Source organism: Streptomyces globisporus C-1027 (assembly GCF_000261345.2).
GTDB classification, from domain to species: Bacteria; Actinomycetota; Actinomycetes; order Streptomycetales; family Streptomycetaceae; genus Streptomyces; species Streptomyces pakalii.
The window spans coordinates 707032-720630 of record NZ_CP013738.1; the positions used below are offsets into that span (position 1 = coordinate 707032).

General features: G+C 71.0%; 12 protein-coding genes and 1 pseudogene. 10 read left to right on the forward strand and 3 right to left on the reverse strand.

The window, feature by feature from the left end; all coding sequences use genetic code 11:
• Positions 1-167: 167 nt before the first annotated feature.
• A complete protein-coding gene (locus tag WQO_RS02915; RefSeq protein ID WP_032749008.1) occupies positions 168-722 on the forward strand; it encodes a TetR/AcrR family transcriptional regulator in 555 nt (184 codons plus the stop codon).
• A 103-nt stretch (positions 723-825) separates the two neighbouring features.
• Positions 826-1926 (forward strand): hypothetical protein, encoded by a 1101-nt coding sequence (locus WQO_RS02920; protein ID WP_010062638.1) that lies wholly within the window; start codon positions 826-828, stop codon positions 1924-1926.
• A 38-nt stretch (positions 1927-1964) separates the two neighbouring features.
• On the opposite strand, the gene WQO_RS02925 is transcribed toward WQO_RS02920, so the two are convergent.
• The gene (locus WQO_RS02925) at positions 1965-3494 is read right to left on the reverse strand and encodes an aromatic amino acid ammonia-lyase (protein WP_010062637.1); all 1530 of its coding nucleotides are present in this window, start codon (positions 3492-3494) and stop codon (positions 1965-1967) included.
• Positions 3495-3645: 151 nt separating this feature from the next.
• Between WQO_RS02925 and WQO_RS02930 the strand changes: the two genes are divergently transcribed.
• The 5 genes from WQO_RS02930 to WQO_RS02950 all read left to right on the forward strand — a co-directional run bounded on the left by WQO_RS02930 (position 3646) and on the right by WQO_RS02950 (position 8471).
• Positions 3646-4695 (forward strand): ABC transporter ATP-binding protein, encoded by a 1050-nt coding sequence (locus WQO_RS02930; protein ID WP_032749006.1) that lies wholly within the window; start codon positions 3646-3648, stop codon positions 4693-4695.
• Complete coding sequence (locus tag WQO_RS02935) at positions 4692-5342, forward strand: ABC transporter permease (RefSeq protein ID WP_010062635.1); 651 nt, start codon at positions 4692-4694, stop codon at positions 5340-5342. The genes WQO_RS02930 and WQO_RS02935 overlap by 4 nt, the downstream gene beginning before the upstream one ends.
• Before the next feature lie 4 nt (positions 5343-5346).
• Positions 5347-6018: an ABC transporter permease gene (locus WQO_RS02940; RefSeq protein WP_010062633.1), complete on the forward strand. Its 672-nt coding sequence runs from the start codon at positions 5347-5349 to the stop codon at positions 6016-6018.
• A gap of 40 nt (positions 6019-6058) precedes the next feature.
• Positions 6059-6991 (forward strand): ABC transporter substrate-binding protein, encoded by a 933-nt coding sequence (locus WQO_RS02945; protein ID WP_029182500.1) that lies wholly within the window; start codon positions 6059-6061, stop codon positions 6989-6991.
• Positions 6992-7061: 70 nt separating this feature from the next.
• Positions 7062-8471: a purine-cytosine permease family protein gene (locus WQO_RS02950; RefSeq protein WP_010062630.1), complete on the forward strand. Its 1410-nt coding sequence runs from the start codon at positions 7062-7064 to the stop codon at positions 8469-8471.
• Between the two features lie 80 nt (positions 8472-8551).
• Here WQO_RS02950 and WQO_RS02955 read toward each other — a convergent pair whose 3' ends face one another.
• Positions 8552-8905, reverse strand: a complete 354-nt coding sequence (locus tag WQO_RS02955; protein ID WP_010062629.1) for a PRC-barrel domain-containing protein — start codon at positions 8903-8905, stop codon at positions 8552-8554.
• A gap of 205 nt (positions 8906-9110) precedes the next feature.
• The gene (locus WQO_RS02960; protein ID WP_010062628.1) at positions 9111-10034 is read right to left on the reverse strand and encodes an AEC family transporter; all 924 of its coding nucleotides are present in this window, start codon (positions 10032-10034) and stop codon (positions 9111-9113) included.
• A 334-nt stretch (positions 10035-10368) separates the two neighbouring features.
• On the opposite strand from WQO_RS02960, the gene WQO_RS02965 reads away from it, so the two are divergent.
• From WQO_RS02965 to WQO_RS02975, 3 genes and pseudogenes are all read left to right on the forward strand, one after another.
• A complete protein-coding gene (locus WQO_RS02965) occupies positions 10369-11214 on the forward strand; it encodes an MIP/aquaporin family protein (RefSeq protein ID WP_010062627.1) in 846 nt (281 codons plus the stop codon).
• A 28-nt stretch (positions 11215-11242) separates the two neighbouring features.
• Positions 11243-12760: a glycerol kinase GlpK gene (gene glpK, locus WQO_RS02970; RefSeq protein WP_010062626.1), complete on the forward strand. Its 1518-nt coding sequence runs from the start codon at positions 11243-11245 to the stop codon at positions 12758-12760.
• Positions 12761-12850: 90 nt separating this feature from the next.
• Positions 12851-13579: pseudogene (locus WQO_RS02975) on the forward strand (siderophore-interacting protein); the annotation flags it as partial.
• Positions 13580-13599 lie beyond the last annotated feature (20 nt).

Here is a 13599-nt window from a genome sequence, read left to right on the forward strand (position 1 = left end):
GCCCCGGCCGGGAGTAAGGTAGCCCTAACCGGACCACTGTCCGCTTACCTCGAAAAACGTAACGGACAGCTGTCCGGTTAACAAGGACGGGTTTCGGCCACGCACCCCGAGTCCGGCCACGCCCCCGAGGAGGATCCGTGTCCCAGCAGCCGAAGAAGGACACCGCCATGCGTTCGGACGCTCAGCGCAACCGCGAGCGCATCCTGCGGGTGGCCACGGTCGAGCTGACGCTGCGCGCGGACGCCCCGCTGAGCGCGATCGCCAAGAAGGCGGGGGTCGGGCAGGGCACCTTCTACCGCAACTTCCCCCACCGGGAGGCGCTGGTCCTGGAGGTCTACCGCTACGAGATGCAGCAGGTCGCCGACGCGGCGTGCGAGTTGCTCCAGAGCCGCCCGCCGGAGAGGGCCCTGCGCGAGTGGATGGACCGGCTCGCCCGCTTCGCGATGACGAAGGCGGGTCTCGCGGACGCGATCCGGCTGGTGACCAGCGCGCCGGGCGGCCCCGCCAGGCCCGGCCCCACCCCGGTCATGGAAGCGGCCGGAACCCTGCTGCGCGCCTGCGAGGACGCCGGCGCCATCCGCCCGGGGGTGACGCCGGACGATTTCTTCCTCGCGATCGCCGGCCTCTGGCAGATCGATCCGCACGAGGACTGGGAGCCGAGGGCCGGCCGGCTCCTGGATCTCGTCATGGACGGCCTGCGTATGGGGGCACCCGGCCGATGACCGGACGGCCCGCCGTCGTTGTCGGCGGGCCGTGTGATGATGCCCCGTGCAGCGCTCGGACCTGGGGAGGGGACGGCGCGGAAACAGCGACGGGAGCGGTCAGTTGAGCAGGGGTGGGGCGTCCGTACCGGACGAGGAGTGGGAGCGGTTCCTGAGGGAGTCCGAGGCCGGCAGCCCGGGCGCGCCCGAGGAACCGTCGGCGCGGGCCCGGATGGTGACCCGGCGGCTCCAGGAGGAGCCCGAACCGCCGCGGGGGTGGCGGACGCACCAGCCGCCCCGGCCGAGCCGCGGCAAGGGCCGGCTCGCGGTGGGCCTCGCGGTCGTCGTGGTCCTGCTGGTGGCCGTGGCCGTCGCCCCCGGCCGGGTCGTCGGCTGGTTCGACGGCGGGGACGCGGTGGACACCCTGCCCCTCGCCGCGGAGTCGGAGCGCCCGGACGGTCCGCCCGCCCGCGAGGGGGACGGGCCGCTTCCCACGGAGGACGAGCCGTTCGCCGGATCCCCTGCGGCCCGGTGGGCCGACGGCGCGGCGGGCATCCACCTGCCCGCGCCGCGGGCGACCGGCTGGATGAGCGCGGCGGAGGTCGGTACGGCGCTGGACCGCACCCGGGACTTCCTGACCGCCTCCAGCCTCGACCCCGCCGTGCTGCGCGGCGAGCGGCCCACGAAGGCCCTGGCGCTCATCAACCCGCACCAGGCGGACGTGCGGGACTACGTGAAGAAGGCGTTCCGCGCGCCCGACCGCGAGAACGACCCGCTTCTGCTGTTCAGCCGCTTCCGGTCCGCCGATGTGCGGCCGGTCGGGGACGTGGTCAAGACGCGCGGCCGGGTCACCTTCCGGGAGGGCGAGAAGGGCGCGGTGGAGGTCTCCACCGACGTCACCTACGTCTACCCGGTCCGGCGCACCTCGGGCGACGACGAGGTCGCGCGCACCATCGTGCGCCGTGAGGTGGTGCTGAGCTGGGACGACCCGGAGAAGATCGTGATCGAGCCGGGGACGTTCTCCCTCGTCTCCTACAAGGTGGACACCACCAACGGCGGTTGTGGAACCTCCACCGGCTATCTCGTCCCCGCGTTCCTCGCCGACCGCTCCACCGCCGACGGCGGCGACGGCCCGGCGGTCGACCCGTACGACCGCAGCACACCGGTCGGGGAGCGGATGCGGGAGGGCGACGGCGAGGGCTGCGACATCGCCACCCGCTCGTGAGCGCCGCCCGCCCCTGAGGGCGCCCCGCCCCGGGCGGGCTACGGGGCCGGTTCCGCGACCGCCCCCGAGTCCGCCCACAGCTCGGCGAACCGGTCCAGCAGACCGGCTGCCGTCGCCACGTCGTCCGTCAACGGCCGGTCGGCCGACTCCGCGTCGAGCACCGAGGCCGCCAGTTCGAAGGCGCGACCGACGGGCAGTTCCGGGTCGAGGCGCAGCTCCCGCTGACGCAACGCCCGTACGGCCGCGACGAGTTCGCAACCCACGACGAGCCGGAACGCCTCGCAGGCCCGCAGGGTCTGGCGCGCCGCCAGCGAAGCGAAGCTGGCCTGCTCCTCGACGCCCCGCGAGAGCACGGCGTGCCCGAGCGAGGCGGGCGCGGAGTAGGCCCGCAGGTCGCCGAGGGCCGCCCCGGCCGCGTATTCGAGGATCATCACGCCCGAGGACGCGGGCTCGCCGTCCGCGAGGAAGGGGCGCAGCCGGGTGAAGCCCGGTTCGTTGAGGGTCGAGAGGCGGGAGGTGGAGAGCCGGGCCACCTGGGTGACCGCCAGCCTGAAGTGGTCCAGCGACAGGGCGAGTTGGGCGAGGTAGAAGCCGCCGTGGTGGTAGGCGGCCATGTCGTCGGCCGAGATCAGCGGGTTCTCGGCCGCCGCGTTGATCTCGACCTCCAGGACCCCTTCGAGCGCGTCCGCCGCATCGTGCGCGGGGCCGTGGATCTGCGGCAGACAGCGGAAGCCGTACGGGTCCTGGATCCGGCCGAGCGGGGGCGTCGGGCGGTCGGGGGCGCCGAGCAGCAGCCGCATCCGCTCGGCGGCCGCGGACGAACCGGCGTGCCGCCGCGCCTCGTGGACGGGCAGCGCGTAGGCCTCGTAACTGCCGTCGATCGCCATCAGGGAGAGGGCCGCCACCACCTGCGTCGCGCCGATCAGGGCGCGCAGTTCATGCAGGGCGAGAGCGGACTGGCCGAGGGTGAGGGCGTTGCTGCTGATCAGGGCGAGGGCGTCGTTGTTGTCGAGCGGCTGCGGTTCGGGGGCGATCCCCGCACCCTGCCAGGGGTGTTCGCCCGCGAGCGCCAGGCCCATCTGGGCGAGCGCCGCGATGTCGCCGGTGCCGACCGAGCCGAGGGCGTTGACCTTCGGGTGGGCGCCCGCCTCCAGGGCGTCGCAGAGCGCGGTGACGACGGTCGGGCGCAGCCCGGCACCGCCCGCGAGGAGCTGGTTGGCACGGACGGCGAGCATGGCGCGGACCTGGCGCGCGGGAAGTTCCTCGCCGATCGCTCCGGCGTGGCTGCGGAGCAGGCGCAGTCCGTGGTCGGCGGCCGCCTCGGTGGGCACGGACTCATTCCGGTTCGCGCCGACGCCGGTGGAACGGCCGTAGACGCGACCCCATGAAGCGATTTCCCGCGCGGCGTTCCACGAAGCGTCGACGCGCTTCATCCCCTCGGCCGCCGGGACGGGCCTGGCAACGGATTCGGCCATACGTACGACATCTGCGACCATCAGGCGGCGGCCGTCGAGGACGACGACCGCATCGTTGCCATCGGCCACCCTGTCCGCGATATGAGACGACATCAGGTGCAATACCTCCCTTGCCGGACGATCCGTCTTGCCCTGCGGCCGCCCGTAACCAGGGATTTACGCCCGGGCGGCGACGACCTATTGACAATCTATTCAGCCACCGAGAACTCTGCATGATGATATGCAGCCGGGCAAGGGACTCCTCATGATCCAATTCGACAAGGCCCACAAGCGCTTCCCGAACGGCACGACCGCGGTGCACGACCTCACGCTCGACCTGCCGGAAGGGGGCGTGACCGTCCTCGTCGGATCTTCCGGTTGCGGCAAGACGACCACGCTCCGCATGATCAACCGGATGGTCGAGCCGACCTCCGGGACGATCCGGGTGGGCGGCAAGGACGTCCTGGAGCAGGACGCCGCCGAGCTGCGCCGCTCCATCGGTTACGTGATCCAGCAGGCCGGGCTCTTCCCGCACCGCACCGTCCTGGACAACATCGCGACCGTACCGCTGCTGCTGGGCTGGGGCCGCGGGAAGGCGCGGGCGCGGGCGGCGGAGCTGCTGGAGACGGTCGGTCTCGCCGCCGACGCGGCCAAGCGCTACCCGCACCAGCTCTCGGGCGGTCAGCAGCAGCGCGTCGGGGTGGCCCGCGCGCTCGCCGCGGACCCGCCGGTCCTCCTGATGGACGAGCCCTTCGGCGCCGTCGACCCGGTGGTCCGCACTCAGCTCCAGGACGAACTGCTGCGGCTTCAGCGCGAGTTGAACAAGACCATCGTCTTCGTCACGCACGACATCGACGAGGCCGTACGGCTCGGGGACCGGATAGCCGTCTTCCGTACCGGCGGCCATCTCGTCCAGTGCGCCTCCCCCGCCGAGCTGCTGGCCCGCCCGGCGGACGCGTTCGTCGCGGACTTCCTGGGCGCGGAGCGCGGTCTGAAGCTGCTGTCGCTCACGACGCTCGAAGAGGTCGCCCAGAGCCCCGCGCCCGAAGGCGTCCGTTGGCAGCTGACCCTGGACGCCGGCGGCAGGCCGCTGGCCTGGCGCGACGGCGACAGCAAGGGCGCGGCGGAGATACCCGTCCGGCCCCTGCGGGACACCGACTCGCTGCTCTCCGCGCTCAACGAGTCGATCGCCGCGCCGAGCGGCCTGATCGCCCGGGTCGACGCGGACGGCGTCCTCACCGGCGTCACCTCCCGCGAGGACATCCACGCCCGCGCCGGCCAGGTGCACAGCGCGGCGAGCACGGTGGCGGCGTGAGTGTCGACTGGTCGTGGATAGCCGACCACACCGACGATCTCACCACCCTGACGCTCTCCCACCTCCAGGCCGCGCTGACCGCCGTCCTCCTCGGCCTGCTGATCTCGCTCCCGCTGGCCGTGCTGGCCCACCGGGTGCGCAGGCTGCGCGGGCTGCTCCTCGGCCTGTCGAACGTCCTGTTCACCATCCCGTCCATCGCGGTGTTCGTCCTTCTCCTCCCGGTCAGCGGGCTGACCCGCACCACCACCGTCATCGGCCTGACGATCTACACCCTCGTCGTGCTCCTGCGGAACACCGTCGAGGGCCTGGACTCCGTCCCCGCCCGGACGAAGGAGGCCGCGAAGGCCATGGGCACCCGGCCGCTGCGCACCCTGCTCACCGTCGAACTCCCTCTCGCCCTGCCCGTGATCATGGCGGGTGTGCGCATCGCGACCGTGATGGCGATCTCCCTGCTCTCCGTGGCCACGTACATCGGCGACGGCGGACTCGGCCAGCTGTTCACCGACGGATTCCAGCGCAACTTCCCCACCCCCGTCATCGTCGGCGTCGTCCTGACCCTGCTCCTCGCGCTCGTCGCGGACGCGCTGCTCGTCACCCTCCAGTACGTCCTGACGCCGTGGACCCGCCGGCAGAAGCAGGGGGCCTGACCTCATGTACGAACTCCTCAAGGGCCTCGGCTCCTGGCTGGTCGGCAGCGAGCAGTGGACCGGCTCCGACGGCATCGGCCACCGGCTCGCCGAGCACCTCCAGTACTCGCTGCTCGCCACGCTCGTCGCGGCCGCCATCGCCCTGCCGGTCGGTCTGCTCATCGGACACACCGGGCGCGGCGCGTTCGTCGCGATCAACCTGTCGAGCTTCGGCCGGGCGCTGCCCACGGTCGGTCTCGTGGTCCTCGTCTTCCTCGCCAGCGGTCTGTCGATGTGGCCGGTCTACATCGCGCTGGTGGCGCTCGCGGTCCCGTCCATCGTCACCAACACCTACGCCGGGATGACGGCGGTCGACCCGGAGGTGCGGGACGCGGCACGCGGCCAGGGGATGCGCTGGTACCAGGTGCTCTTCCAGGTCGAACTGCCCCTGGCGCTCCCCCTGATCATGACCGGGCTGCGGCTCGCGCTCATCCAGGTCGTCGCGACGGCGACCATCGCCGCGTACGTCTCCTTCGGCGGGCTCGGCCGGTACGTCTTCGACGGGCTCGCCCAGCGCGACCTCGTGCAGGTCCTCGGCGGGGCCGTGCTCGTGGCACTCGTCGCCGTCGTCCTCGACCTCGCGCTCTCCGCCCTCCAGCGCTTCCTCTTCCGCCACCGCCCCGCCCCGCAGTCCTAGGAGCCAGCCCCTCATGAACCGCGAGAACCGCATCAACCCCATGAACCGCAGGGCTCTCCTCGGCGGGCTCTTCGCCGCCGCCACCGTCCCCGCGCTCGCCGCGTGCAGCAGCGGCATCACCTCTCTCGAAGGAGACGGGGCCGGGGGCGGTGGCGGCGGCTCCAGCAAGGGCGGCGTCACCATCGGCACCGCCAACTTCACCGAGAACCAGGTCCTCGGGTACCTCTACGCCGCCGCGCTCGAAGCGGCCGGGGTGAAGACCACCGTCCGCCCGAACCTCGGCACCCGCGAGATCCTCATCCCCGCGCTCAAGGGCGGCGACATCGATCTGCTGCCCGAGTACCAGGGCGCGCTGCTGCACTACCTCGACACCAAGGCGACGGCCACCGAGGAGGGCACGATGCAGAACGCCCTCGCGATGCTCCTGCCGCGCGGCCTGCAGATCCTCCCGTACGGCGAGGCGGAGAACGCCGACGCCTTCGCGGTGACGAGGGAGACCGCCGACGAGTACGGCCTGAAGTCCCTGGCCGACCTGGCGAAGCACAACGGCAAGCTCGTCATCGGCGCGGCCCCCGAGGTCAAGAAGCGCACGGTGGGTTCGGTGGGCCTCAAGGAGGTGTACGGCGTGGAGTTCAAGGAGTTCAAGTCCCTCGACTCCTCGGGCCCGTTGGTCAAGGGAGCACTGAAGAAGGGCGATGTGGACGTGGCGAACCTGTTCACCACCGACACCGACATCGCCGCCGAGGGCTGGGTCGTCCTCACCGACCCGAAGAACCTCATCCCCGGCCAGCACGTCGTCCCGCTGATCGCCGACCGCAAGGCCGACTCGACCGTCCGCAAGGCGCTCGCCCGGCTCGGGTCCGTGCTGACGACGAAGGACCTCACCGAGCTGAACCGCCTGGTGGACAAGGACCGGAAGGACCCCGAGGACGTCGCGTACGACTGGGCGGCGGAGCACGGCATCAAGAAGTAGCCGCGTCCGGTCCGCGGTCGCCGGCCCGGACGGGCAGCACCACACCACCGAGAGACCAGGGAGCCGCAGCATGGCAGCCGAAGACCTGGTGGAGCGCCGCTCCATCGATGTCGTCCCGGACGACGAACGGCACGGGACCGCGTTCAGTCAGTTCACCCTCTGGCTCGGCGCCAACCTCCAGATCACGGCGGTGGTCACGGGCGCACTGGCCGTCGTCTCCGGCGGGGATGTGGTGTGGTCGGTCGTCGGCCTCCTGCTGGGCAATCTGCTCGGCGGCGCGGTCATGGCCCTGCACTCCGCGCAGGGCCCGAAGCTGGGTCTGCCCCAGATGATCCAGTCCCGGGCCCAGTTCGGGGTGAAGGGCGCCGTCGTCCCGCTGCTGCTGGTCATCCTCATGTACGTGGGGTTCTTCGCGAGCGGCAGCGTGCTGGCCGGCCAGGCGACGGCCCGGCTCATGCACACGGACGACACGGCCGGCATCGTCGTCTTCGCGGTGGTCACGGCCGTCATGGCGGCGGTCGGCTACCGGATCATCCACGCCCTGGGACGGGTGGCGAGCGTGATCTGCGCCCTGGCCTTCGTCTATCTGGGCATCCGCCTCCTGGACCGGGTCGACCTCTCGGCGCTGCTCGGCGACGCCCACTTCGACCTGCCGATGTTCCTGCTGGCGGTGTCGCTCTCGGCGTCCTGGCAGCTGGCTTTCGGACCGTACGTCGCGGACTACTCGCGCTATCTGCCGCGTACGACGTCGGGGCGGTCCACGTTCTGGTGGACCCTGTCGGGGTCGGCCATCGGCTCGCAGTGGTCGATGACGTTCGGGGTGCTCGTGGCGGCGACCGCCGGGGACGCCTTTCTCACGGACCAGGTCGGCTATGTGGTGGGGCTCGGCGGCGCGGGACTGATCGCGTCGTTCCTCTACTTCGTGATCGCGCTGGGCAAGCTGACCATCAATGTGCTGAACACGTACGGCGGGTTCATGTCGATGGTGACGAGCATCAGCGGATTCCGGGGTCAGCGGACGCTGTCGCAGCGCGGCCGGGCGGTGTACATCGGGCTCATCATGGTGGCGGGGACCGCACTGGCGCTGCTGGGCAAGGACAGCTTCCTGACGTCGTTCAAGGACTTCCTGCTGTTCCTGCTGACGTTCTTCACCCCGTGGTCGGCGATCAACCTGGTCGACTACTACCTGATCTCACGGGAGCGGTACGACATCCCCGCGCTCTCCGACCCCCGGGGCCGGTACGGCGCCTGGCGCTGGGACGCGCTCACCGTCTACGGGATCGGTGTCCTCGCCCAACTCCCGTTCCTGGTGACCCACTTCTACACAGGCCCGCTGGTGGACCCGTTGGGCGGCGCGGACATCTCCTGGATCGTGGGCCTCGTGGTACCGGCTGTCCTGTACTGGCTGCTGGCCCGCCGCGACACACGGCACATCCCCGAGGAGACGGTCTACGTCCTCGCCTCACCGCGCGAGCGGTGAGGGAACGACGGCGTGCACAGCGGGCGGGGCCCGACGCGTGATGCGTCGGGCCCCGCCCGCTGTGCCCACGGCGCGAGAGATCAGACGCGACGGTGGCGGCCGTAGTACTCACCCGTCGTGCGGTGGAAGTCCGCGTCGCCGACGTGCTTGTCCTTGTCGAACTCCGGGGAGTCCTTGATCTGGTCCTTGGTGAGGTCGACGTAGATCTTCTTGTCGTCGTTGTCGACGCGGCTCACCGTGCCCGCCGGGAGCAGGACGTGCTTGCCGAAGATCCATACGCCGGTGTCGACGACCAGGTACGAGGACGTGACGTCGTCGGAGTGCTTGTCGACCTTGCCGATGCTGCCGTCGGTGGCCTCGACCTTGTAGCCGATCAGGTCGGTGCCGACGGTGTGACCGGCGGTCGGCTGGTATCCCCACAGGTTCTCGGACATGAAAAACTCCTTCGTTCGCACGGAAATGCATGAGGTATTCGAAGCAGTTGGCGGACGGTTGCCGACGCCGGTTGGTCGTTGTCCGGGCGGGCTTTCCTTTTCCTCATCAACCGCTGACAGCCTCGTGCCCCGCCCTATCCGCCCCATGTCCCCGAAATCGGTAGTTTTTCCCTGGGTTCCGGGGGAACTCGGCGGGCTCGTGCTCTCAGCCCAGCAGCGCCGCGACGGCGATGAGCGCCGGGACCGACAGCAGCGTGGACAGCAGGATGGAGTCCCGCGCGAACCGTTCGGCGACGCGGTAGTGCGAGGCGTACGTGAAGAGGTTCTGGGCGGCCGGGAGGGCCGCGATCACGACGACGTCGAGCAGGGCCTCGCCCCGTAGGTCGAAGAGGCCCGCGCCGACGGCCCAGGCGACAAGCGGCTGGGCGACGGTCTTCAGCAGGGCGGACAGGTACAGCGCGCCCCGGTCCTCCCCGCGGCCGGGCCGCTCGGCGCCGCGCAGGGATATCCCGAAGGCGAGAAGGACCGCGGGGACCGACATGTTGCCGATGAGGACGAGCGGTTCGAGCAGCGGGCCGGGCAGGGTCAGGCCGGACGCCGCCACCGCAACCCCGGACAGCGATCCGATCGCCATGGGGTTGCGTAGAGGGGTGGTCAGCCGCCGGAGGAGCGACACCGGCTCCCCGGGACGGCTGAGGTCGAGGACGGTCAGGGCCAGCGGGGTCATCACGATCTGCTGGAGCAGCAGGACCGGCGCGACGAGCGAGGCGTCGCCGAGGACGTAGACGGCGATCGGAATGCCCAGGTTCCCGGCGTTGACGTAGCTGGAGCACAGGGCGCCGATGGTGATCCGTCCGGCGTCCCAGCGGAGGAACGGCCCGGCCACCGCGATGAACACGACAGCCGCCGCACCCGTGGCGATGGCGGTGACCAGCAGACGCTGTGACAGGACGACGGACAGGTCGGCGCCCGCGAGCATCGTGAAGAGCAGGGCCGGGGTCGCGACGTTGAAGGCGAGCCGGGTCAGCACGGTGCGGCCGTCCTGCCCCAGATATCCGCGGCGCCCTATGACGTACCCGACGGCGATGACGGTGGCGATCACCGTGAATCCGGTGAGAACTCCCTGCATGTCTTCCTTGCGGGTGGATCAGGTGCGGTGGGCGCCCGCCGGGCGGAACGGCTGGTCAGGTACGTGCCGGGACAGCGTCTCAGACCGGCGGTCGCGGTCCTGAGGCGGGGCGCGACCGGTCACGGATGACGCATCGGGCCCCCGACCGGGCGGGCGTCCGGCGATCTGTCCCGGCAGCTCGGCCCACGCCCGTTCTCACCCGTTCGGTCCACCGCCGGGACCGCCCACCAGCCGCCCCGTTCCCCCCGATATGCCCCTTTCGCCGAATCGCCTTAGCCTGCTGACACTGCTCGGATAGTCGACAGCCGGCACGGTCGGCGGAGGGCGAGCTTCCATGGCTGAGCTACGCAAGAAGTCCGGACTGGTCGGCGAGTTGTCGGCCGAGTTCGCGGGCACGATGATCCTGATCCTCTTCGGCTGCGGTGTCGTGGCCCAGGTCTCGGCGGGCGGAGCCCTCACGGATCCGCCCGGCGGCCTCGGGGACCACGACAGCATCGCCTGGGCGTGGGGGCTGGGCGTCACGCTCGGCGTCTATGTCGCGGCGCGGCTGAGCGGGGCCCATCTCAACCCCGCGGTGACCCTGGCGCTGGCCGCCTTCAAGGGGTTCCCGTGGAAGAAGGTCGCCCCCTACGCGGTGGCGCAGACGGCCGGGGCGTTCGTGGCCGCGCTGATCGTCCGCTGGAACTACAGCGAGGCGCTGGCGAAGGCGGACCCCGGGCACACCATCAAGACGCAAGGGGTGTTCTCCACCCTGCCCGCCAACGGCAACCCGGCGCTGCCGGTGCACGAGTGGGGCGCCTTCCGCGACCAGATCATCGGCACCGCCATCCTGCTGCTGCTGATCCTGGCCATCACCGACATGCTCAACACCCCGCCCGGCTCGAACATGGGCCCGTTCATCATCGGCCTGGTCGTGGTCGCGATCGGTATGGCGTGGGGAACGAACGCCGGGTACGCGATCAACCCGGCCCGTGACTTCGGCCCCCGGCTGGCGAGCTTCCTCACCGGTTACGGCGGGGCGTGGCGGGACCAGTACGGGAATCTCTACTTCTGGGTGCCCATCATCGGCCCGCTGCTCGGCGGCCTGTTGGGCGCGGGGCTCTACAAGTTCCTCGTCGGACGCTTCCTGCCGTCCGCGGAGCCCGAACCGCCGGGTCGCGTCCCGGCGTCCCAAGACTGAACCACAGCGCCCGGAGAGGCAGCACATCATGGCGGACTTCATCGGCGCGGTGGACCAGGGGACCACCAGCACCCGATTCATGATCTTCGATCACGGCGGCAACGAGGTCGCCAAGCACCAGCTGGAGCACGAGCAGATCCTGCCCCGCTCCGGCTGGGTGGAGCACGATCCCGTGGAGATCTGGGAGCGCACCAACTCGGTGATCCAGAACGCCCTGCGGCACGGCGGTCTTTCGCCGACCGACCTGGTGTCGATCGGGATCACCAACCAGCGGGAGACCACGGTGGTCTGGGACCCGCGCAACGGGCGGCCCTACTACAACGCCATCGTCTGGCAGGACACCCGTACGGACGTCATCGCCGCGAACCTGGAGCGTTCGGGCAAGGGCGAGGTCATCCGCCGCAAGGCCGGGCTGCCGCCGGCGACGTACTTCTCCGGCGGCAAGATCCAGTGGATCCTGGAGAACGTCGACGGCGTACGGGAGGCGGCCGAGGCCGGTCACGCGATCTTCGGCAACACGGACGCCTGGGTCCTGTGGAACCTGACCGGCGGCCCGAACGGCGGCATCCACGCCACCGACGTGACCAACGCGAGCCGCACGATGCTGATGAACCTGGAGACCCTCGAATGGGACGAGGAACTCCTGGACTTCTTCGGCATCCCCCGGGCGATGCTCCCGAAGATCAACCCCTCGTCGCACCCGGAGGCCTACGGCTCCACCCGTACCTCCCGGCCGCTGAGCGCCGCCATTCCCATCGGCGGCGTCCTCGGCGACCAGCAGGCGGCCACCGTCGGCCAGGTCTGCTTCTCCCCCGGCGAGGCCAAGAACACCTACGGGACCGGCAACTTCCTGGTGCTCAACACCGGTGCCGAGCTGGTCCGTTCGGAGAACGGCCTGCTCACCACGGTGGCGTACCAGTTCGGCGACGAACCGGTGGTCTACGCCCTGGAGGGGTCCATCGCCGTCACCGGATCCGCGGTGCAGTGGCTGCGCGACCAGATGAAGATCATCAAGTCGGCGCCGGAGAGCGAGGAGCTGGCCCGCAGCGTCCAGGACAACGGCGGGATGTACTTCGTGCCCGCGTTCTCCGGCCTGTTCGCGCCGTACTGGCGTTCCGACGCCCGCGGCGCGATCGTCGGCCTGGCCCGGTACAACGACAACGCCCACCTGGCGCGGGCCACGCTGGAGGCCATCTGCTACCAGAGCCGCGATGTGGTCGAGGCGATGGAGCAGGACTCCGGGGTCCATCTCGACGTGCTCAAGGTCGACGGCGGCGTCACCGCCAACGACCTCTGCATGCAGATCCAGTCGGACGTCCTCGGCGTCGAGGTCAGCCGTCCCGTGGTCGCCGAGACGACCGCTCTCGGCGCCGCCTACGCGGCGGGGCTCGCGACAGGTTTCTGGCAGAACACCGACGAGCTGCGCGCCCAGTGGCACGAGTCGAAGCGCTGGTCGCCCCAGTGGTCCGAGAAGCAGCGCGCGGAGGGCTACGCGGGCTGGAAGCGGGCGGTGGAGCGCACGCTCGACTGGGTGAAGGTGCCCTGAGGCGCTCGCACAGGTTGGGCCGGTCCTACCCATCATTCCGACGAGGACCGGCCCATGCCCAGCAGCACCAGCATCCGTCTCATAGAGCCCGCCGACGGCAGCGGGCTGCGTCTCGGTGCGGCGGGCGAAGAACTCTTGGACGACCACGAGCGCGAGGAGTACACCGGTCACGAGGCCGAGCTGCTGCTCGCCCTCGCGCACCTCGCCCCCGCGCTCCGCGACGGCACATCGCCGTGGCGGCTCGCCTCGGGCGCCACCCTGCACGACACGGTGGCCGACGAAGCGTAGCGCTACGGCGAACTGGTCGAGGCGTGCGAGCAGTTGGTGTTCCTGTTGACCGGCCTGACGGCCGATCCCCTCTGGGAGGGCGTGAAGACCTGTCTCCTGACCGGTCCGGGCAGCGCCTCGATGGTCGCGGCCCTCGACGACGCCGGACGGCGGCCGCTGCTGCGGATCGCGGAGAAGGCCGCACCGGCCGAGGTGCTGCCCGGACACGTTCCGGCGCCGGACCGGATCGACTGGGCGGGCGGCCCCGCGGATGTCGCGGTCGCCGCGAAGGCGTTGGCGTACCGCACCGACGAGGAGGCCGTACGGCTCCTCACGCGGCTGGCCGCCTGGACGGGGACGGCAGTGCTGGTGGGGGCCTCGCGCCCGGACGGGCTGAGCCCGCACGCGGCCGAGGCGGCACTGCACGCGTTCACCGCGACCGGCAGCCCGCTGCGCGACTCCGCCGTTCTCGCGGAGCGGTCGGGCTGGCGGGTCGAACGGACCGTCGCCCTCGGCTGGGGCGCGGAGGCCACGGTCCTGCGCCGGGCCTGAACGCCGCTCCCACGGGGTGG